The 20266-nt window shown below is 59.5% G+C and carries 17 protein-coding genes; 13 read left to right on the top strand and 4 right to left on the bottom strand.

The window, feature by feature from the left end:
* The first annotated feature begins 542 nt into the window (after window positions 1-542).
* From rho to waaF, 6 genes are all read left to right on the top strand, one after another.
* A complete protein-coding gene (gene rho, locus QML71_RS12405; RefSeq protein WP_282012247.1) occupies window positions 543-1793 on the top strand; it encodes a transcription termination factor Rho in 1251 nt (416 codons plus the stop codon).
* A gap of 20 nt (window positions 1794-1813) precedes the next feature.
* Window positions 1814-2050, top strand: a complete 237-nt coding sequence (rpmE, locus tag QML71_RS12400; RefSeq protein WP_282012246.1) for a 50S ribosomal protein L31 — start codon at window positions 1814-1816, stop codon at window positions 2048-2050.
* A 77-nt stretch (window positions 2051-2127) separates the two neighbouring features.
* Window positions 2128-3201 carry a peptide chain release factor 1 gene (prfA, locus tag QML71_RS12395; RefSeq protein ID WP_282012245.1) on the top strand — a complete coding sequence of 358 codons (1074 nt, stop codon included), beginning with the start codon at window positions 2128-2130 and terminating at the stop codon, window positions 3199-3201.
* A 17-nt stretch (window positions 3202-3218) separates the two neighbouring features.
* Window positions 3219-4115, top strand: coding sequence for a peptide chain release factor N(5)-glutamine methyltransferase (prmC, locus tag QML71_RS12390; RefSeq protein ID WP_282012244.1), 897 nt, complete (start codon window positions 3219-3221; stop codon window positions 4113-4115).
* Window positions 4108-5364 carry a UDP-N-acetylglucosamine 1-carboxyvinyltransferase gene (gene murA / locus QML71_RS12385; protein WP_282012243.1) on the top strand — a complete coding sequence of 419 codons (1257 nt, stop codon included), beginning with the start codon at window positions 4108-4110 and terminating at the stop codon, window positions 5362-5364. The genes prmC and murA overlap by 8 nt, the downstream gene beginning before the upstream one ends.
* A 62-nt stretch (window positions 5365-5426) precedes the next feature.
* A complete protein-coding gene (gene waaF / locus QML71_RS12380) occupies window positions 5427-6512 on the top strand; it encodes a lipopolysaccharide heptosyltransferase II (protein WP_282012242.1) in 1086 nt (361 codons plus the stop codon).
* A 12-nt stretch (window positions 6513-6524) separates the two neighbouring features.
* Here the strand turns inward: waaF and QML71_RS12375 are convergent, their stop codons facing one another.
* Window positions 6525-6923 carry a hypothetical protein gene (locus QML71_RS12375; protein ID WP_282012241.1) on the bottom strand — a complete coding sequence of 133 codons (399 nt, stop codon included), beginning with the start codon at window positions 6921-6923 and terminating at the stop codon, window positions 6525-6527.
* Window positions 6924-7069: 146 nt separating this feature from the next.
* On the opposite strand from QML71_RS12375, the gene QML71_RS12370 reads away from it, so the two are divergent.
* Together QML71_RS12370 and QML71_RS12365 are read left to right on the top strand one after the other, a co-directional pair.
* A complete protein-coding gene (locus QML71_RS12370) occupies window positions 7070-7795 on the top strand; it encodes a DUF4124 domain-containing protein (RefSeq protein WP_282012240.1) in 726 nt (241 codons plus the stop codon).
* A 70-nt stretch (window positions 7796-7865) separates the two neighbouring features.
* Complete coding sequence (locus tag QML71_RS12365) at window positions 7866-9224, top strand: alanine/glycine:cation symporter family protein (RefSeq protein ID WP_282012239.1); 1359 nt, start codon at window positions 7866-7868, stop codon at window positions 9222-9224.
* 13 nt (window positions 9225-9237) lie between these two features.
* Here QML71_RS12365 and QML71_RS12360 read toward each other — a convergent pair whose 3' ends face one another.
* From QML71_RS12360 to QML71_RS12350, 3 genes are all read right to left on the bottom strand, one after another.
* Entirely contained in the window at window positions 9238-9921 is a 684-nt protein-coding gene (locus QML71_RS12360; RefSeq protein ID WP_282012238.1) for a glycosyltransferase family 2 protein, read from the bottom strand.
* A 103-nt stretch (window positions 9922-10024) separates the two neighbouring features.
* Window positions 10025-12514 carry an ATP-dependent Clp protease ATP-binding subunit gene (locus tag QML71_RS12355; RefSeq protein WP_282012237.1) on the bottom strand — a complete coding sequence of 830 codons (2490 nt, stop codon included), beginning with the start codon at window positions 12512-12514 and terminating at the stop codon, window positions 10025-10027.
* A 35-nt stretch (window positions 12515-12549) separates the two neighbouring features.
* The gene (locus QML71_RS12350; RefSeq protein WP_282012236.1) at window positions 12550-13485 is read right to left on the bottom strand and encodes a histone deacetylase family protein; all 936 of its coding nucleotides are present in this window, start codon (window positions 13483-13485) and stop codon (window positions 12550-12552) included.
* Window positions 13486-13570: 85 nt separating this feature from the next.
* Here QML71_RS12350 and queG point away from each other — a divergent pair, with 85 nt between their 5' ends.
* The 5 genes from queG to QML71_RS12325 all read left to right on the top strand — a co-directional run bounded on the left by queG (window position 13571) and on the right by QML71_RS12325 (window position 20257).
* On the top strand, window positions 13571-14710 hold the full coding sequence (gene queG / locus QML71_RS12345) for a tRNA epoxyqueuosine(34) reductase QueG (RefSeq protein ID WP_282012235.1): 1140 nt from the start codon (window positions 13571-13573) through the stop codon (window positions 14708-14710).
* Between the two features lie 42 nt (window positions 14711-14752).
* Window positions 14753-15793, top strand: a complete 1041-nt coding sequence (gene hemE / locus QML71_RS12340) for a uroporphyrinogen decarboxylase (RefSeq protein WP_282012234.1) — start codon at window positions 14753-14755, stop codon at window positions 15791-15793.
* The gene (gene hemH, locus QML71_RS12335) at window positions 15786-16730 is read left to right on the top strand and encodes a ferrochelatase (protein ID WP_282012233.1); all 945 of its coding nucleotides are present in this window, start codon (window positions 15786-15788) and stop codon (window positions 16728-16730) included. The genes hemE and hemH overlap by 8 nt, the downstream gene beginning before the upstream one ends.
* A gap of 66 nt (window positions 16731-16796) precedes the next feature.
* A complete protein-coding gene (locus QML71_RS12330) occupies window positions 16797-17939 on the top strand; it encodes an ABC transporter substrate-binding protein (protein WP_282012232.1) in 1143 nt (380 codons plus the stop codon).
* A gap of 89 nt (window positions 17940-18028) precedes the next feature.
* On the top strand, window positions 18029-20257 hold the full coding sequence (locus QML71_RS12325; RefSeq protein ID WP_282012231.1) for an ATP-dependent helicase: 2229 nt from the start codon (window positions 18029-18031) through the stop codon (window positions 20255-20257).
* The last annotated feature ends 9 nt before the right edge of the window (window positions 20258-20266 follow it).

Here is a 20266-nt window from a genome sequence, read left to right as displayed (position 1 = left end):
TTGCGAAATCCTTTTGGTGAACTCGCCTCATGATATCGGTTTTCAGCAGTGACTTCCAGAGGCCGCCACCGGTGTGGAGCCTCCTCCTGTGGTCCCTTCCACCTCAGGCCGAAAAACGCCACCAGTTCTGGGATGCGAACCAGAAAGGCGAAAGAAAAGTAAAAATTGGGGCGTGCAAAACCGCGGTGGCTCCCTACGTTTTCAGAGTGCTTTCCGGGCACCGTCACGGCCTGCCCGGGGCGGGGCAGGGACGTTGAAAGCGCTTGAAATTCGTGGAGAAAGCCCGATAAGAAAATGATTGACAAAGCTTGGGGAAGCGTATAACTTGGTATTCGACCCCGAGAAGCAATGCTTCCTAAAAAAACCTCTGAACGACCGACGTCCGAATTTTCTCAAACAAATCCAAAAGCGGAAACCCCTAAGGCCAGACCGGCTCCGACGCATCCTCTTCAAGGGAAACAAGCAAACGTCTTAAAGCCGAATCATCCACTCAAACCTTAATCCAGCCACTTACCATGCAAGCACAAACACAAGCGCCATCCATGAACATCGAAGAGCTCAAAACGAAAACCATTTCGGAATTGACCAACATGGCCAAATCGCTGAAAATTCCCGGCCACAGCGGTTTGCGCAAGCAGGACCTCATCTTCAAAATCCTCCAGGCCCAGATCGAAAAAGATGGTTTGATGTTTGGACAGGGCGTGTTGGAAATTCTGCCCGATGGATTCGGTTTTTTGCGCGCCCCGACATACAACTACCTTCCGGGCCCGGACGACATTTATGTGTCGCCGTCGCAGATCCGGAAGTTCGACATGCACACCGGCGACACCATATCCGGCCAGATCCGCCCGCCTAAAGAGAACGAGCGCTACTTCGCGCTGCTCAAGGTCGAAGCGATCAACTTTGAAAATCCGGACAAGACCAAAGACAAAATCCTGTTCGACAACCTGACGCCGCTGTACCCGTTGGAACGCATCCGGCTGGAGACGCCGAACGGCACCGATTACAGCGCGCGCATCATGGACTTGATGACGCCGATCGGAAAGGGCCAGCGCGGTCTCATCGTCGCCCCGCCCCGTACCGGTAAAACCATGCTGTTGCAATCCATCGCCAACAGCATCGCCACCAATCATCCGGAAAACGTGCTGATCGTTCTGCTCATCGACGAACGCCCGGAAGAAGTGACGGACATGGAACGCTCCGTGCGCGGCGAAGTCATCAGCTCCACCTTCGACGAACCGGCGCAGCGCCACGTGCAGGTCGCCGAGATGGTGATCGAGAAAGCCAAGCGGCTGGTCGAGCACAACAAGGACGTGGTCATCCTGTTGGACAGCATCACGCGTCTGGCGCGCGCTTACAACGCCATCGTGCCGCCGAGCGGCAAGGTGCTTTCCGGCGGTGTCGATTCCAACGCCCTGCAACGTCCGAAACGCTTTTTTGGCGCGGCGCGCAACCTGGAAGAAGGCGGCAGCCTGACCATCATCGCTACCTCGCTGGTCGATACCGGCAGCCGCATGGACGACGTCATCTTCGAGGAATTCAAAGGCACCGGCAACATGGAAATCGTGCTCGACCGCAAGCTCGCGGACAAACGCATTTTCCCGTCGATCGACATCAACCGGTCCGGCACGCGTAAGGAAGAACTGCTCATCGAGGAGCAGGAATTGCAGAAAATCTGGCTGCTGAGGAAAGTTTTGCTGCCCATGGGCATCCATGATACGATGGAACTTCTCCTGCAGAAAATGAGAGAAACTAAAACCAATGCGGAATTCATCCAAACGATGAATTCCTGATCCGTTCGGAGTGCACCCTAATGAAAGCGGAAATTCATCCGGAATATTTCGAGACCACCATCAAATGTGCGTGCGGCAACGAGGTGAAAACCCGTTCCACCGTGAAAGACGTGCATCAGGAAGTCTGCTCGGCCTGCCACCCTTTCTTCACCGGCAAGCAGAAGCTGATTGACAGCGCCGGTCGTATCGAGAAATTCACGCGCAAATACCAGAAAGTCAAGGAAGCTAAGGAATCCAAGCAAGCCTCCCCCAACTAGCGCTTCCACTCCCCGGAACGCCTTGACGGCGAAGAACCCTCCACTCCATCTCGAACCTGGCGGCAACGCCGACGCGCATGTTTGAACAACTCGAGGACATCCAAAAACGCTACGAACAGCTCAATGAGCTGATGAGCGATCCCAAGGTGTACGGCAATCCGTCCGAATACCAGAAGTACGCGCGCGAACATTCCGAGTTGTCCGATATTGTCAGTGAATACCGCGAATGGAAAAAGGCGGACCGCCAGTTGCAGGAAAACCGGAAAGTGCTCGATGAGGAAAGCGACCGGGAACTGCTCGACATGGCGCGGGAGGAGGTCGAAGCCCTCACCCGGAAAAAGGAAGAATGCGAAGCGCAACTCAAAATGATGTTGCTGCCGAAAGATCCGCGCGATGACAAGAACGTCATCATGGAAATCCGCGCGGGCACCGGCGGCGAGGAAGCGGGCTTGTTTGCCGCCGACCTGTTCCGCATGTATTCCCGCTACGCCGAAACCCTCAAATGGAAAATCGAAATCCTGAGCAGCAACGCCACCGGCGTCGGCGGCTACAAGGAAATCGTGTGCAACATCCAGGGCCGGGGCGCGTACAGCCGTTTGAAGTATGAAGCGGGGACGCACCGCGTGCAGCGCGTGCCCGCCACCGAAACGCAGGGGCGCATCCACACCTCGGCGGTGACGGTCGCCATCCTGCCGGAGGCGGAAGAGGTGGACGTGCAGATCAATCCGAGCGACCTCAAGGTGGATGTGTACCGCTCATCGGGGCCCGGCGGGCAGAGCGTGAACACCACCGACTCCGCCGTGCGCATCACACACGTACCGACGGGTTTGGTCGTGACCTGCCAGGACGAAAAATCCCAGCACAAAAATAAAGAGCGGGCGCTCAAGGTACTGCGGGCGCGTCTTTTTGAAGAACAGCAGCGCAAACAGCAGGAGGCGCTGGCGCAGGATCGCAGAACGCAGGTGGGCAGTGGCGATCGCAGCGAGCGCATCCGGACCTACAACTTCCCACAGGAACGCATCACCGACCACCGTGTCGGACTCACCCTGCACAAACTCACGCAGGTGATGGCGGGGGATCTCGATGAAATGATCGACAAGGTCGTTTACCATTTTCAAACCGAAGCCCTGCAAAAAAGCAGCGCGCACTGAAACGGAAGCCACATACCATGCCAGCATTGAAATCAGACACTCTGGATACGGTCGGTGAAATTCTCCACACGGCCGAACAACGATTGCAGGAAGCCGGGATCGGCACGCCGCGCCTCGATGCGGAAGTGTTGCTGGCGGCGGCTTTGGAAACGTCGCGGGCGGCCTTGTTGACGGATGTGGATCGCGAGGTCACTCCGGTACAGCGGGAAGCTTTCAACGCGTGGATGGATCGCCGTGTACAACGTGAACCGGTGGCTTATATTCTGGGCTTCAAGGAATTCTGGTCGCTGGACTTCCAGGTGACGCCGGAAGTGTTGATCCCGCGCCCGGATACCGAATGCCTGATCGAACATTTCCTTTCTCTCGTCAAACGCGATGCAGTCACCGCTCCGCGTATCCTCGATGTGGGCACCGGGTCGGGTGTGCTGGCGGTGGTGGCGGCGCGCGAATGCCCGGATGCCACCATCACGGCGATGGAGTTGTCGCACCGCGCGTTGGAAGTGGCCCGCAGCAACGCGGCCACGCACAACGTGGCTTCACAGATTCAGTTCGTGCAGGGAGACTTTCACCGGGAGTTCTGGGAAGGCGCGCCGTTCGATTTCATCCTCAGCAATCCGCCTTACATCGACCACGTCAGTTATGAAACCCTCGCTCCCGAAATCCAGCAGTATGAGCCGAAGCAGGCGCTCGATGGCGGCGCCGATGGACTGGACGCATACCGCAAGATCATTCCTCTGGCGGCGATGCTGCTGAAGCCCGGCGGGTCGCTGGTGCTCGAATTTGGCAACGATCAGGGTCCGGAGGTCAATCGCTTGGTGGCGGAATCCGCGGCCTTCGAAACCATTGAGCGGGTCGCCGATTACAGCGGCGCGGAACGCGTGCTGTCAGCAAAAAGGAGACAGGTCGGTGGATAAGATCTGTGTGGAAGGCGGACGCCGTCTGCATGGCACGGTGCGCATCAGCGGCGCGAAGAACGCGGTGCTGCCGGTGCTGGCCGCCACCCTGCTGACCGGTGGTAAAAACGAAATCACCAACATCCCGCACGTCCGCGATGTGGTCACACTGGTCAAGCTGCTCGAAGAACTGGGGTGCAAAACCGATTCGTTCGAAGGCGACCGCATCGTTCTCGACTCCACCGCCATCGACAATCACAAAGCGCCGTACGAACTGGTCAAGACCATGCGCGCATCCTGCCTGGTATTGGGACCGTTGCTGGCGCGCATCGGCAGGGCCGAGGTATCTCTGCCCGGCGGCTGCGCCATCGGCGCGCGACCCATCGACCTCCACATCAAAGGACTGCGCGCCCTGGGGGCGACGCTCAGCATTGAAGGCGGCTACATCAAGGGCCGCGCCGACAAACTGAAGGGCACGCGTTTCTGTTTCGATTCGATCACCGTCACCGGAACCATGAACGTGATGATGGCCGCGACGCTGGCCGAGGGCGAAACCATTCTGGAAAACGTGGCCCGCGAACCGGAAGTGACCTTCCTCGCCGACGTGCTCAATCGCTGCGGCGCCAAGATCGAAGGCGGCGGCAGCGACACCCTGGTCATCCAGGGGGTGTCGTCGCTGAAGCCGGTCCAGTGCGCCATTTTCCCCGACCGCATTGAAGCCGCGACGTACATGATCGCCGCCGCCATCACCGGTGGCGATGTGAACGTGACCCATTGCCTGCCGCAACATCTGGAGCCGGTGGTGCTGAAATTGAAAGAAGCCGGCGCGGAGGTGACACAAGACGACCGGTCGGTGCGCGTGCGTGCTTCCAGCCGCCTGCGTCCGGTCAACATCATCACCCAGCCGTACCCCGGGTTTGCCACGGACATTCAGGCTCAGTTCATGGCCCTGATGACGCTGGCGGAAGGGCAGAGCGTCATCACCGAAACGGTGTTCGAAAACCGCTTCCTGCACGCGGCGGAATTGAAACGCATGGGCGCGAATATTTTGTTGGACGGGCATACCGCCATCGTCACCGGCGTGGACAAATTGAGCGGCGCGCCGGTCATGGCCACCGACCTTCGGGCGAGCGCCTCTTTGGTGCTGGCCGGGCTGGCGGCGGCAGGCGAAACCCTGATCTCGCGTGTGTACCATATCGATCGCGGTTATGAGACCATGGAAGAAAAGATGTCGCAACTGGGCGCCGCCATCCGTCGCATCCGTGCCTGAACACGGAAGACGGAAGAGGCGCCAGGCGGCTTGAACACAGATTCCTGAAGGCGCACCGAGGCATGCGATCCACCGACTGGCCCAATCAAAGTATTCACCACATCGCGCTCTGGATGCCGAACTGGCTGGGTGACGTGGTCTTCGCGCTGCCCGCCGTGCAGGCCGTGAAGAAACGATTTCCCGATGCCCGCTTCACCGCCATTGTGCGCCGCCCGGCCGACGAATTTTTAAAACACCATCCAGCGTTCGACAGCGTCGTGCGCATTCCCTACACCGCGTCCGACAGCGCACTGGCCGCACTGCGTTTCGCATGCGCTCTGCGCAAATACCATTTCGATCTGTCCATCCTGTTTCCCAATGCCATCCGCGCCGCCATCCTGTCCCGCATTTCCGGTTCGCGTTTCCGTGTCGGTTACAACACCGAGTCGCGCGGTCTGCTGCTGACTCACGCCGTGCCCGCTACCGATTCGCGCCGTATGCACGCGGTCGATTATTATTACCGCCTGGCGGAGCCGTTGGGTGTGGAGCCTTTGAGCGCGTCGCCCCTGGAGCGGCGCTTCGATGCCGTGCTCACTGAGGAAGACGTCGCCCGGCAAAAAGCGTTGCTGGACGCGCGTGGCCTCGACAACACCCCGTGCCTCGTCGCCGTGCAGCCGGGTGCTTCGAAACCGGAGAAACGCTGGCACGCCGAGCGTTTCGGCGAGTTGTGTCGCAGACTGGTCGTCGATCAGGATGCGCGCATCGTGTTTCTGGGCAGCAAGGCGGAAGCCGGATTGATCGAGGACGTGCGCCGGTTCTGTCCGCCGGAATCCAGCGTGGCGTTGACCGGACTCAACATGCACGACGTGCTGGCCGTGATGAAGAACTGCCGCTTTCTGCTCGCCAACGACAGCGGCATCATGAATCTGGCGGCGATGGTGGGCACACCGGTGGTGGCGATCTTCGGACCGGGCAACGTGCTGACCACCGATCCGGTCATTGCATCGGAGAAAAAGGAAGTCGTCACCAAAAATTTTCCGTGCTCACCCTGCCGTCACCGGTTTTTCGAGGAATGCGAACCGTCGGCCAACAACAAGCCGTATTGCCTGGAAGACATCAGCGTGGATGAGGTGATGGCGGCGGTGCAGCGTTTGCTCACGCGGGTGTGAGCCTGCTGCCAATCATTCCCCGGTTTCGGATTCTTCCGAAACGTCCCAATACGGTTCCAGATCGAAGTAACTGAGGATCGTCTGTTCTTCTTCGCGGGTCAGGGCTTCGATGTCTTCCGGCGCCGGTCCCTGCTGGATGGCTTCGCGCGTGTACTGAGCCTGGATTTTGGCCGAGTCGATCGTTGCCAGATGGTCGATGGGGAAGATGAGAGTCTTGCCGCTGGTGGACAAAAACCCGCCTTCGACGAAAACGATGTAGCGCACGCGATGGGTTTCCGGTTCCGCCAGCACGGCGCGGATGCGGGCCATTTCCCGCATGTCCTTGTCATACAGGTAGGCGCCGACCAGCCGCTCTTCGCTGCGGAGGTCGTAAATGTTGTCGTCGAGATAAAGCAGGGGGCTGCGAGTCATCGTTCGCCTGGAAGCGGTGGTCATTCGATTTACCTTAAATTATATCAAATTTATCAATGGGTTGATGATATAATTCTAGGGTGTCCGACTGCGGGTTGTGTCCCCCGGCGGGGGCCGCCTGTTCCCATTTCCAACTGGAGCCGACCATGCAACGCTTACGACGCCGATTGCCGGGCCTCCTGGCCATCACGGTCTCATGGATGTTGTGCTTCGCGGTGTCTGCCGAGGCGCGCTACATCTATGTGTACACCGACGACCAGGGCATGGTGCATTACTCGGATTACCTCAGCAACGTTCCTCCCCAGTACCGGGGGCAGGCGCGCGCCAAATACCTTCCCGGCAATAATAAAACCCAATCCAGCAGCGACGACCCGTCCAAGGAAGGCACCGGTCCGTCCGGCAAAGCCAATGCTTCCGGCTCCTCCGGCAGTGAAGAGGTGGGCCTGACCGAGCAGCAGGAACGATTGATGGGCGAGGTCAAGGCGGTGCTGGGTCAAATGATTCCGCTGGCGGCGCGTTATAAAGATGTGCAAAAGAATTTCACCAACGGCCGCCGCATGTACAGCGACATCCAGAGCAATCTTCCCGGGAAACAGAGTCTGGCGGGCAAGCTCGGTGATGCCAAAAATCCGCTGCTGGTGCAGGCACGCGGGTTTCTGCAGGACAGCATTTCGAAAGACCAGAACACCAACGTGAACACCGGCACGAAACGCAGAGTTTACGAAATTTATGAACGGTTTGTCGCAGAAGCCAAGCAGGCGGAAAGCCTGATCCGGAACCTCGACGAGGCGCTCGAGAAATCGCAGCAGGACAAGGCCGAAGCCGAGGCGAAGGCACGCCAGCAAGCGGCCGAGAAGAAACAGGAAAAGTAAAACAGTAAAGAAACCTGCCCTGCTCCGGACCCCCCGGAGCTTTTTATGAATACTATCCTTTCCTGACGGAATGGCCGCCACCAATCAATTCTTCGCCGACCTGAGCGGTTTTCTCTGGGGCCCCTGGCTGCTGATCCTGCTGGTGGGCACCGGCATCTGGCTCACCATCTGCCTGCGCGGCATCCAGTTCCGCATGTTGGGGTACGCGCTGCGTCTGACCTTCAGCCGTGAGCGCCAAGGGCAGGGCGACATCTCGCATTTCGGCGCGTTGATGATCGCGCTCGCCGCGACCATCGGCGTCGGCAACATCGCCGGTGTGGCGACGGCGGTGGCGCTGGGAGGGCCGGGAGCGGTGGTGTGGATGTGGATCACCGCGCTGTTCGGCATGGCCACGAAATATGCCGAAGCGTTTCTCGCGGTGCGGTTCCGTTCCGTGAATGCGCGCGGCGAAATCTCCGGCGGTCCCATGCATTACCTCGAGTCCGCACTGGGTTGGAAGTGGCTGGGCATGCTGTTCGCGTTTGCCGGTGCGGTCGCCGCCTTCGGCATCGGCAACATGGTGCAGGCCAACACCACGGCGGAAGCCATCGTCAGCGTGGCCGGCGTGTCGAAAACGCTGGTCGGTGTGGTGTTGATGCTGTTGACGGGACTCGTCATCTTCGGCGGCGTCAAATGGATCGCCGAGGTGGTTTCGTTTTTCGTGCCGGTCATGGTGGTGCTGTATTTCGGCGGGTCGGTGCTCATCCTGATCGGCAACTGGGAGCAGGTGCCGTCGGGTCTTGCGTTGTTGTTCGAGGACGCCTTGTCCGGCACCGCCGCGTCCGGCGGATTTGCGGGCGCGACCCTGGCGCAGGCCATCCGCTTCGGCGTGGCGCGCGGATTGTTCTCCAACGAATCCGGGTTGGGCAGCGCTCCCATCGCCGCCGCCGCCGCGAAAACCAATCAGCCCGCCAAGCAGGCGCTGGTGTCGATGACCGGTACGTTTTTGGATACCATCGTCGTGTGTTCGTTGACCGGACTGGTGCTGGCGACGACGCAGGTGTGGACATCCGGCGAAACCGGTGTGGCGCTCACACTGAATGCCTTCTCTGTTGGCCTGCCCGGCGACTGGGGTCCGTGGATCGTGACTCTGGGTGTGGTCACCTTCGCCTTCTCGACGATTCTGGGTTGGAGCTATTACGGTGAAAAATGTTTCGAGTATCTCGTGGGGGTGCGCTGGATTTGGTATTACCGGGGGACGTGGTGCGTCGTGGTGTTCATCGGTGCGGTGGTGAAGCTGGACCTCGTGTGGAATTTCGCCGACGCCATGAATGCGTTGATGGCCGTGCCCAACCTGATCGCCCTGATTGCGTTGAGCCGTTTGGTGGGTCGCGAGACGAAGCAGTTCGAAGACGGTCTCAGCGACGGCTCGATCCACCGTTACGATTGATGCCGCCGCTTCCTCAACCCGTCAGACGGAACTTGATGATGAACCAGATGGCGGCGACGCCGTCCTTCCAGTTGATCTTTTTGCCTTCCGAGTAATCGCGCCCACTGTAGGAGATGGGCACTTCATAGATGCGGAAATTTTTGCGGGCGATCTTGCTGGTGAACTCCGGCTCGAAACCGAACCGATCGCATTTGAGGGTGAGGGAGTCGAGCACCTTGCGCGTGAACACCTTGTAACAGGTTTCCATATCCGTCAGGTTCAGGTTGGTGAACATGTTGGACAGGGTGGTTAACACCTTGTTGCCGACGTAATGCCAGAAGAACAGCACGCGGTGGGGGCCGCTCAAAAAGCGCGATCCGTACACGACATCGGCGCGGCCGTCGAGGATCGGTCCCAACAGCACACCGTACTCGGCGGGATCGTATTCGAGGTCCGCGTCCTGCACGATGATGACGTCGCCGGTCAGGTTTTTGAATCCCGTACGCAGCGCCGCGCCCTTGCCCCGGTTCTTGTCGTGATAGACAACGAGGAACCCGTCCTTCGTTTCGTATTCCTTCAAAATATCGCGCGTGCCGTCGGTGGAGTAGTCGTCCACCAGCACGATTTCCTTGTCATACGGCGTCGCCTGAACGCGATCGATCAACTGCCGCACGGTGTTTTGTTCGTTGTAAACCGGAATGACGACGGAGATTTTCACGAGAACTCAGCTTGGCTAACTTGAGGTTTTTATTGGAGTCGTTCCATCCAGTCTAAGGCAAAAGGCCCATGATGTCTAAAATAAACTGGAGCGGCCGGGGGGATCAGGGTGTGGCCACGGTTTCGGTTTCCGGTTGGTCCATCCTCGCGGAAAAGGTGTACTCGCCGTCGATGTAGTCCACAAGCACGGTGTGACCGTGCACGAGTTCGCCGTTGATGATTTTCATCGAGATCGCGTTTTCGATCTTGTCTTCAATGAGACGGCGCAGCGGGCGCGCGCCGTAGGTATCGCTGAAGCCTTCCTCGGCCAGTTGCACCTTGACCTGTTCGGTGACCTCCACGCTCATGTCGTTTTCCTGCAAGCGCTTGTTGAGGTTGTGGATCATCAGGTCGGCGATGGCGCGCACGTGTTCCGATTCCAGCTTGTGGAACACGATCAGGTCGTCGAGGCGGTTGATGAACTCCGGCTTGAAGAGTTTCTGTACTTCGTTCAGCACCAGCGAGCGGATCTGGTTGTAGTCGCGGCCCGGATCGTCCTGCGTGGCGAAACCGATGCCCTTGGTCTTGCCTTCGGTGATGAACTGGGTGCCGATGTTGGAGGTGCCGATGATGATGGCGTTCTTGAAACTGGTGACGCGCCCCTGCGCATCCGTCAGCCGCCCGTCGTCGAGCAGTTGCAGCAGGATGTTGAACACGTCCGGGTGCGCCTTCTCCAGTTCATCGAGCAGGATGACGGAATACGGTTGCCGCCGCACTTTATCGGTCAACTGGCCGCCCTCGTCGTAACCGACGTATCCCGGCGGCGAGCCGATGATCTTCGAGACCGAATGTTTTTCCATGTACTCGGACATGTCGAGGCGGATGAGGCGGTTTTCATCGTCGAGCAGAAACTCCGCCAGTGCCTTGGCCAGTTCGGTTTTGCCGACGCCCGTCGGGCCGAGGAACAGGAACGAGCCGATGGGCCGGTTCTTGTCTTTCAGCCCCGCGCGGTTGCGGCGGATGGCGTTGCTGAGCGCGACGATGGCCTGGTTCTGACCGATGACCCGCTTGTGCAGGTTGTCTTCCATATTCTTGAGCTTTTCGGTTTCCGTCTCGCGGATTTTGTTGACCGGGATGCCGGTCCACGTTGCCACCACGTTGGCGATGTCTTCTTCGGTCACCGAATGATCGACCTCCTTGAGTTCGTCGTTCCACTTTTCTTTTTCGGTGACGAGTTTGCGGTCGATCTGGATGACCTCCTGCCGGAGTTCGGCGACCTTGCGGAAATCCTGATCGTCGAATGCGGATTTCTGCGCTTTCAGCAGATCGTTCTTTTCCTTTTCCAATTGTTGGATGACCGGCGGCACGTAAATGAGGGCCAGATGTTTTTTCGCGCCCGCTTCATCGAGCAGGTCCACGGCCTTGTCCGGCAGGGCGCGGTCGGAGATGTGTTTCTCCGAAAGCTTGGCGGCGGCGCGGATGGCGTTTTCGCTGTAAATGATGGAGTGATGGCGTTCGTAGCGGGCCTTGATGCCTTTCAGCATTTCGATGGTCTGCTCCACCGAGGGTTCGGAAACCATGACCGGCTGGAACCGGCGTTCGAGCGCCTTGTCCTGCTCGATGGACTTTTTGTAATCGTCCAGCGTGGCGGCGCCGATGCATTGCAACTGGCCCTTCGACAAGGCCGCTTTCAGCATGTTGGAGGCGTCCACGCCGCCCGCACCCGCGCCGGCACTGACGATGGTGTGCAGCTCGTCGATGAACAGGATGACGTTGCCGTGGGAATTGACGATCTCGTCTTTGACCGCTTTCATGCGTTCTTCGAACTCGCCGCGCATTTTGGCCCCGGCGATGATCTCCGACATCTCCAGCATCTTGACGCGTTTGTTGAGCAGGCTGTTGGGCACTTCGGCCTTGACGATCTTCTGCGCCAGTCCCTCGACGATGACGGTTTTGCCGACGCCCGGTTCGCCGATGAGCACCGGGTTGTTCTTGTTGCGGCGCGACAGGATCTGGATGAGCCGGTCGATTTCCTTTTCGCGACCGATGACCGGATCGAGGTCGCCGCGCCGGGCCAGGTCGGTCAAATCCGTGGTGTACTGGCTGAGGACATCCATCTTGCCCTCGGAGTTCTGCTCGTCGATGGTGGCGCCGCCGCGCATGATCTCGAGGTCCTCGCGCACCTTGGCGTATTTGAAGCCGAGTTCCTGCAACAACTGCGACACGCGTCCGACGCGTGAGTCCAGCATGCTGAGGAACATCGTGCCGACACCGATGTAGCGGTCGCCGAATTTTTTGGCCTCGTCCTGCGCCACTTCAAACAGCAGATTGGTTTCCTCGGAAAGATGGATCTGCTGGATCTGCTGCATCTCCTCGGGGCTTTCATCCGCAACCATCTCGAACAGGCGGTCGAGGATGGTGCGGTGCAGGTCCTTGTTGTCCGGATAATAGGTTTCGAGAAAGCGCACGACGCGGGAATCCTGCGCCTCGATCAGGCCGATCAGCACAAACTCCGGCGTCAACAGCGTCTGCCGCAGGTTGACCATTTCCATGGCGCCCACGTTCAGCGCGTCGATGACTTTATCGGTGAACTGCCTCAGGTATTGTTGAAGCATGATTCAAGCCAGTGAAGGTGAGTGGAAAGTTGATTTCATGATATCAAATTTTCCAGATGGATGTACACCGAGTCCGCCAAAGCCTCGTAATTGTAACCCCCTTCCAGCATGGAAATGAGGCGGCCCTGGCAGATTTCGTCGGCGGTCCCGCGTATCAACCGGGTCATCTCGCCGAAACATTCCGTGGACAGCGACACGCTGGCCAACGGATCGTCCTCGTGCGCGTCGAACCCGGAGGAAATGATGATGAGGTCCGGCTTGAAGCGGAACATCTCCGGGATCAGTTTGTCTTTCACCACCGAGAGGTAATCGGCGTCGGTGGAAAAGGCGCGCATGGGAAAGTTCAACGTGGCGCCGAGGCCGTCGCCCGTTCCCGTTTCGTTCTGGTCGCCGGTGCCGGGATAAAAAGGAAATTGATGAGTGCTGCTGTAATAGATGTTAGGATCGGCGTAAAACGAATGCTGGGTGCCGTTGCCGTGGTGCACATCCCAGTCGAAAATGAACACGCGATTGAGGTCTTTTTTCGCCAGCGCGTAGCGGGCGGCGATGGCGACGTTGTTGAACAGGCAGAAGCCCATCGACCGCGTCTCCTCGGCGTGGTGTCCGGGCGGGCGCACGGCGCAGAACACGTTGTCGCAGGTGCCGTCCAGCACCGCATCCACGGCGGCCAGCCCGCCCCCGGCCGCCAGCAGGGCGGAATCGTAGGACCGCGTGCTGATGGCCGTGTCCATGTCCAGCCGGTCCCGTCCCTCGGCACAGGCACGCGCCACCGAATCCATGTACCCCGCCGGATGGTTGAGGCCGATCTCTTCGGCACCGGCCACGCGCGGTTCCAGGGTATGCAGGCGCGACGCCATGCCGGATTCGTCCAGCTTGCGGGTGATGGCGCGCAGGCGGCCCGGATTTTCCGGATGGCTGCCGGTCTCGTGTTCCAGAAACAGGGGGTGGTAAATGTATCCGGTTTTTTTCATGGGTACCCGGGGTGGATTGGGAATGAATGCAGTAAATTGCGAGAATAACAAAATCCCATTTTCCCCGCAATCGGTTTGAAACGGCATGGCCCCAGCGACGCTTCAGCAAAAAATGGACGCCCTGCGCGAGAAAGCGCGGGAGTTGGGATTCGACGCCCTGGGCGTGGCTCCACCCGATCCCGGTGAGGCGGGCGATCGCTTTCTGCAATGGCTGGATGCGGGGCACGACGGCGACATGGCCTACCTCGAACGCGGCAAGGCCAAACGGCTCGATCCCGCCCTCATCCTGCCCGGCGTCGAAAGCATCCTGTGCCTGCGCACCAACTACCACACGCAGGCCAAGAGCCTTGATTTTTTGCATGCGCCGCAGACCGGCGACATCTCCAATTACGCCTGGAACATCGATTACCACGACCTCATCAAGCCGCGCCTGCACCAACTGGAACATTTTTTATGGGAGCTGTTTCCCGGCTGCCACAGCAAGGCCTATGTGGACACCGGACCGGTGCTGGAGAAACCGCTGGCCGCAAAGGCGGGGCTGGGCTGGATCGGCAAGCACTCGAACCTGCTGACGGAAGGGCTGGGCTCGTATTACTTTCTGTCGGAAGTGCTGATCGATGTGGCGCTGCCGTTCTCCGAACCGGCCACCAACCACTGCGGCACCTGCACGAGTTGCATCGACATCTGCCCGACGGCGGCCATCGTCGCCCCCTACGTGCTCGATGCGCGGCGCTGTATTTCGTACCTGACCATCGAGCTCAAGGGCGTCATCCCGCTGGAGTTCCGCCGCGCTATCGGCAACCGCATCTACGGCTGCGACGACTGCCAGATCGTGTGCCCGTGGAATTCGTACGCCGTGACCACGGACGAACCCGCGTTTGCCGAACGCGACGGCACGCGCTTGTTGATCGACCTCATGCGCCTCGATGAAGACGGGTTTCGCCAGCGCTTCCGCAAAAGCCCGGTCAAGCGCATCAAGCGGCGCGGCCTGCTGCGCAACGTCGCCATCGCCTTGGGCAACAGCGGCGATCCGGAGGCGATTCCCGTACTCACCGAGGCGCTTTCCGACCCGGAACCCCTCATCCGCGCGCACGCCGTGTGGGGGCTGGGGGAGCTGCTGGGCGACCAAGCCTGGAGTGCGGTACAGGGTCCGCTGACGGGCGAGGCGGACCCCGCCGTGCAGGCGGAAATCGATCGCCTAAAATGCATTGATAACCAAGGCTAAAGCAGCCTATAATCGGCATTTCCCAAAAATCAGGAAGGATTCATGGACAAAAACGGAGAATTTCGGTTTCTGAAGGCCTGCCGCGGCGAGCCGGTGGATTGCACCCCGGTCTGGTTCATGCGTCAGGCAGGGCGCTACATGAAGGAATACCGGGCGCTCAAGGAAAAGCATTCCTTCCTCGAAATGTGCCGCACCCCCGAGCTGGCGACGGAAGTGACCCTGCAACCTCTGGACGTTCTGGGCGTCGATGCGGCCATCATATTCGCCGACATCCTGCTGCCCCTGGAACCGATGGGGACGGGGCTGGAGTTCACGGTGGGCGACGGTCCGTCCATCCCGCGCCCGGTGCGCACGCGCCAGGACGTTGAAAATCTGAAACCGGTCTGCTCCGAGGAACAACTGGGCTACGTCGGCGACGCCATCAAGATGGTGCGCGGGGAGATTGCGGGCAAGCTGCCGCTCGTCGGTTTCAGCGGCGCGCCGTTCACCCTCAGCAGTTACATGGTGGAAGGCGGCAAGTCGAAGGAATTCACCACCACCAAGCTCATGATGTACCAGGAGCCGGAGACGTGGAACCTGCTCATGGACAAGGTGGTCGATGTGCTGGTTGATTACCTGAAGATGCAGGTGAAGGCGGGCGCGCAGGCTTTGCAGATTTTCGACAGCTGGGTCGGCTGCCTCAACCCCGGCGACTACGAACGCTACATCCTGCCGCACACCAAGCGCGTGTTCGACGGTTTGAAAGACTGCGGCGTGCCGGTGATCAATTTCAGCACGGGCACCTCGACCATGCTGCCTTTGGTGCGCGAGTCCGGCGGCGACGTCATGGGTTTCGACTGGCGCATCCATCTCGACGACGCGAGAAAGCAGATCGGCCTGGACACGCCGGTGCAGGGCAACCTCGATCCCAACATCCTGTTCGCGCCGATTCCGGTGATCCGCGAAAAGGTGCTCGATATCATGCAACGCGCCGAAGGGCGGTCGGGTCATATTTTCAATCTCGGCCACGGCATCCTGCAGCACACGCCGGTCGATCACGTCAAGGCCGTGGTGGACATGGTGCACGAGTACCGTCATGGATGATGCCATCACGCAAGGCGTGAAAACAGGCGTCATCCTGCTGGCGCACGGCGCGCCCACCCGCGTCGCCGACATTCCCGAATACCTGCAACGCATCCGTGGCGGCACCGCTTCGAGCACGGAAGTGATCCGCGAAATCACCGAACGCTACGAAGCCATCGGCGGCAGTTCTCCTTTGCTGGAGATCACGCAGGGGCAAGCGGAAGCGCTGGAGAGGTTCCTCAATCAGGGCGAGGACACGTTCCGCGTTTACATCGGCATGCGCAACTGGTACCCGCTGATCGAGGAGGCGGTGCAGCAGGCGAAGGACGACGGCATGGATCGCCTCATTGCGTTGTGTCTGGCGCCGCAGTTCAGCAAGTGGAGCACGGAACGCTATCTGAATTCGTTCAACGAAGCGCTGGGTAAGTGCAACGCCGGGGACATCCCGGTGCAGTTCATCAAAAGCTGGCCCAACCAGCCGTCGTTGATCGACGCCTTTGCCGAACGCTACCGCGCCGCCGAGTCCGACCTCAAGGCCAAGGGCCACGACACCTTCCACACCGTCTTCACCGTGCACAGCATTCCCTCGGCGTACGTGGAGGAGGGCATCGATCCCTACGTGCAGGAATACGAAAAAACGCTGAACGGCATCCGGCAGCAGGTGCCGATGGAGCCGTGGCACCAGGCTTACCAGAGTCAGGGCATGATCCCCTGCCCGTGGCTGGAACCCAGCGTCGAAGAAACCCTCGATAACATTGCCGAAGAGGGGGGCAAGGCGGTGCTCATTTTCCCCGTCGGCTTCGTCTGCGACCACATTGAAATCCTTTATGATATCGACATCGGGTTCCGCGAATACGCGGAGCAAAAGGGTCTCACCCTGTTTCGTACCGAGTCGTTGAACACCTCGCCGTTGTTCATCGAGGCGCTCGCCGGCGCTGTCTGGGAACACCTTGCGTGATCCGTTTCCCTCTGTGGATTTCCCTCGTTCAACAATGATATCCTGTACGCATTGAGGTGAACTGACATGCAAACTTTTCGTGTGTGCAAAGGGGTGCTGTGCGCCCTGCTGATGTTTTGGATGCTGGCGCCGATGCAGGCGCTGGCGGCTGGCAAGGGCACGATTGTGCTGGGCGCGGTGTTGCCGTTGAGTGGCGAAAACGCGTCGCAGGGCACCGACGCCGAACGCGGCATTCAACTGGCGTTGAAGGCCCACACTGCCGCGCTCCACAAGCAAGGTATCAAAATAAAGATGGTGTTCGTGGACGACCGCTCCGATCCCGAGCAGGGCCGCAAGGTGACGCGTGCGTTGATCGAGGAAGAGCAGGTGCGGGCCATCATCGGACCGTTCACCTCGCCGGTTTTTCTGGAGATGGCGCCGATGGTGCAGAAGCACCGCGTGGTGCTGGTGTCCGGCAGCGCCAGCACGCCCAGGATCCGGAAGTCCGGCGATTATGCCTTCAGTCTGGTGACGCTCGATGACCGGCAGGGCAAGGCGCTGGCGCGGTTCGGGTATGAAATCCTGCGTGCCCACATCGGCGTGATCCTGTACCTCGACAACGATTACGGCCGCGGGCTGCAGAACATCGTGCGCCGCGAATTTGAAAAACTGGGCGGCACCATTCAATGGACGCACGGCATCAGCAAAAACACGGCGGAGTTTCACGACATTCTGGAGCAGGTGAAGGAACTGGAGCCGCACTGCGTGTTTTTGCTGACGTATCCGGCGGAAGGCGGCCTTTTGCTCAAACAGGCGCGCGAACTGGGCATGGAAACGCCGTTCCTGGGTGGCGATGGCGTGTACAGTCAGGACCTGATCGATATTGCCGGCGAGGCGGCGCGCAACACCTTCGTTTCGGCCATGAACTGGCGTCTGCAATCGCCCGAGCCGCACATCCGGCAATTCGTCAAACGCTTTACGGCGCAATACGGCATGCAGCCGAATCTGTATTCCGCCAGTTATTTCGACGCCACTTCGGTGATTCTGGAATCGCTGCTCGCGGGCAAAACCGAACCCGATGCGCTGCGCGATCACATTCATGGTGCACAGTTTAAGGGCGCAACCGGAGACATCCGGTTCGATCACGGGCAGGCGTTGAAAAAACCCATCGACATTTTCAAGGTCGAGGATTACACTTTCGATTATTTTCAAACCATCATGACTCATTGAGCGTGAACGGCTCCGACCCTTCGGGTTTCTCCTGTCGCACCCCTTCATTCGCAATGGAACGGGAATTTTCCGTCTAGAGAATTCCGGTAATGCATTCCAGCCGAACCGGTCATGACATCGAGTCTCATCAGATTTCTATGGATTCCAACGAGCTCAACCCGGAACAACTGAAAGCCGTCCGTCACACCGACGGGCCGCTCATGCTGGTGGCCGGCGCGGGGTCCGGCAAAACCCGCGCCATCACCTTCCGCATCCTGCACATGATCCGCGACAAGGGGATCGATCCGGAAAACATCCTGGCCATCACCTTCACCAACAAAGCGGCGGCGGAAATGCGCGAGCGGGTGGTGAAGCAGATGGGCGCCGGCGGCGGCCGCGTGCCGTGGATCAGCACCTTTCACTCGCTGTGCCTGCGCCTCCTGCGCCAGCACATGGATTTCCCCGGCTACACGAAAGATTTCGTCATCTACGACGCGGCGGACCAGCTGTCGGTGGTCAAGAAATGCATGAAGGCGGCGTCGATCAACGACGAGGCCTTCCCGCCGAAAACCATTCTCAACCACATCAGCGGTTTCAAAAACGATTACCAGCTTCCGGAGCACATCAACCTCGATGCCCTGCCTTACGGCCACAAGCTGAAAGCCGCGCACGTCTATCCGCATTACCAGAACGCGCTCAAGGAAAACAATGCGCTCGATTTCGACGACCTGTTGATGATGACGGTGAAACTGTTCCAGCAGGACAAGGCGCTGTGCGACCATTACAACAACCGCTTCCGCTACATCCTGGTCGATGAGTTTCAGGACACCAACCTCACGCAGTACCATCTCATCCAGTTGCTGTCGCGGGCGCATCACAACGTCTGCGTGGTCGGCGACGACGACCAGAGCATCTACCGCTGGCGCGGCGCCAACCTGGAAAACCTGCTGCATTTCGAAAAGGATTTCCCCGGCACCACGGTCATCAAACTGGAAGAAAATTACCGCTCGACGCAAACCATCCTGAACGCCGCCGGGGCGGTGGTGCGCGAGAACATGACGCGCCGTGAAAAGAACCTGTGGACACGCAACGAAGCGGGCGAGCCCATTCTCTACTACCGCGCCGAGGACGAGATCGACGAAGCCCGCGCGGTGTGCGAACGCATTCATCACTGGGTGCAGGACGGCGCATCGTTCAACGACATGGCCATCCTCTACCGCACCAATGCGCAGTCGCGGGTGCTGGAAGACCAGTTGCGCCACCTGAACGTGCCGTACCAGGTGATCGGCGGCCTCAAGTTTTATGAGCGGAAAGAGATCAAGGACATCCTCTCCTACCTGCGGGTGGTGATGAACCCTTCGGATGCGGTGTCGCTGAAGCGTATCGTCAACACGCCGGTGCGCGGCATCGGCAAAGCGTCGGTGGACAAGGTCGAGGCGTATTGCAGCGAGCAGCACCTGCCGCTGTTGGAAGGCCTGCGCCGTGCCGCAAACGTGGTCGGCACCGGCCCCGCCAAAAAAATCGAACAGTTTGTGCTGATGATGGACCGCTTCCAGAAAGTGATGCAGGAATGCTCGGCGGTCGATCTGCTGAAGGCGGTGTTCGAACAGACCGGATACCTCACGGCCCTGCAAAAGGAAAACACGCAGGAAGCGAAAAGCCGCCTGGAAAACCTGAACGAATTGTACTCGGCGGTGGAACAGTTTGTGGACATCGACCGCAAGGGCACGCTCAAGGATTTTCTCGACACCACGGCGCTGGTGGCGGACCTCGACAACCTCGACGACAGCCGCGGGGTGCTGGCTTTGATGACGCTCCACACCTGCAAGGGGCTGGAGTTCGACTCGGTGTGCATCCTCGGTTTCGAGAACGGCCTGCTGCCGCACGCCAGTTCTCTGTCCAGCAGCGAGGAATACGAAGAAGAACGGCGGCTGTGTTATGTCGGCTTCACCCGCGCCCGCAAGAAACTGATGATCAGCAACGCCCGCCGCCGCCGCATCTACGGCAGTACGTTCACCTACCAGCCTTCGGATTTTCTATCGGCCATCCCGCGCGAGGCGATGACGATGGAATCGAGCGCGCTGACTTCCGCGCCATCACGGTCCCCCTACGGCCAGGCCGACGCGCAGGACAACTGGTCGCTGCCCGCAGGATCGGCCCCATCTCCCGCCAGCGGCAACGGCTTTTCCGTCGGCACGAAAGTGCTGCATTCCAAGTTCGGGTCGGGCGTGGTGGTCAACCGCGAAGGCGGCGAAGACGATTTGAAAGTGGTGGTGTTCTTCAAAGGCGTGGGCAAGAAAAAACTCGCCGTGGCGCACGCCAACCTCATCGTGGTTTGAAAGAGGAAA

Origin of the sequence: Nitrospina watsonii (assembly GCF_946900835.1) — a bacterium.
GTDB lineage: Bacteria > Nitrospinota > Nitrospinia > Nitrospinales > Nitrospinaceae > Nitrospina > Nitrospina watsonii.
The sequence above is the reverse complement of the archived record's forward strand: the minus strand, read 5'-3'. Positions and strand labels throughout refer to the sequence as shown.

Bases quoted from the DNA above. Each gene is read 5' to 3' on its own strand.
- rho (WP_282012247.1), top strand. From the start codon at position 543: ATGAACATCGAAGAGCTCAAAACGAAAACCATTTCGGAATTGACCAAC.
- rpmE (WP_282012246.1), top strand. From the start codon at position 1,814: ATGAAAGCGGAAATTCATCCGGAATATTTCGAGACCACCATCAAATGT.
- prfA (WP_282012245.1), top strand. From the start codon at position 2,128: ATGTTTGAACAACTCGAGGACATCCAAAAACGCTACGAACAGCTCAAT.
- prmC (WP_282012244.1), top strand. From the start codon at position 3,219: ATGCCAGCATTGAAATCAGACACTCTGGATACGGTCGGTGAAATTCTC.
- waaF (WP_282012242.1), top strand. From the start codon at position 5,427: ATGCGATCCACCGACTGGCCCAATCAAAGTATTCACCACATCGCGCTC.
- QML71_RS12375 (WP_282012241.1), bottom strand. From the start codon at position 6,923: ATGACTCGCAGCCCCCTGCTTTATCTCGACGACAACATTTACGACCTC.
- QML71_RS12370 (WP_282012240.1), top strand. From the start codon at position 7,070: ATGCAACGCTTACGACGCCGATTGCCGGGCCTCCTGGCCATCACGGTC.
- QML71_RS12365 (WP_282012239.1), top strand. From the start codon at position 7,866: ATGGCCGCCACCAATCAATTCTTCGCCGACCTGAGCGGTTTTCTCTGG.
- QML71_RS12355 (WP_282012237.1), bottom strand. From the start codon at position 12,514: ATGCTTCAACAATACCTGAGGCAGTTCACCGATAAAGTCATCGACGCG.
- QML71_RS12350 (WP_282012236.1), bottom strand. From the start codon at position 13,485: ATGAAAAAAACCGGATACATTTACCACCCCCTGTTTCTGGAACACGAG.
- queG (WP_282012235.1), top strand. From the start codon at position 13,571: ATGGCCCCAGCGACGCTTCAGCAAAAAATGGACGCCCTGCGCGAGAAA.
- hemE (WP_282012234.1), top strand. From the start codon at position 14,753: ATGGACAAAAACGGAGAATTTCGGTTTCTGAAGGCCTGCCGCGGCGAG.
- hemH (WP_282012233.1), top strand. From the start codon at position 15,786: ATGGATGATGCCATCACGCAAGGCGTGAAAACAGGCGTCATCCTGCTG.
- QML71_RS12330 (WP_282012232.1), top strand. From the start codon at position 16,797: ATGCAAACTTTTCGTGTGTGCAAAGGGGTGCTGTGCGCCCTGCTGATG.
- QML71_RS12325 (WP_282012231.1), top strand. From the start codon at position 18,029: ATGCATTCCAGCCGAACCGGTCATGACATCGAGTCTCATCAGATTTCT.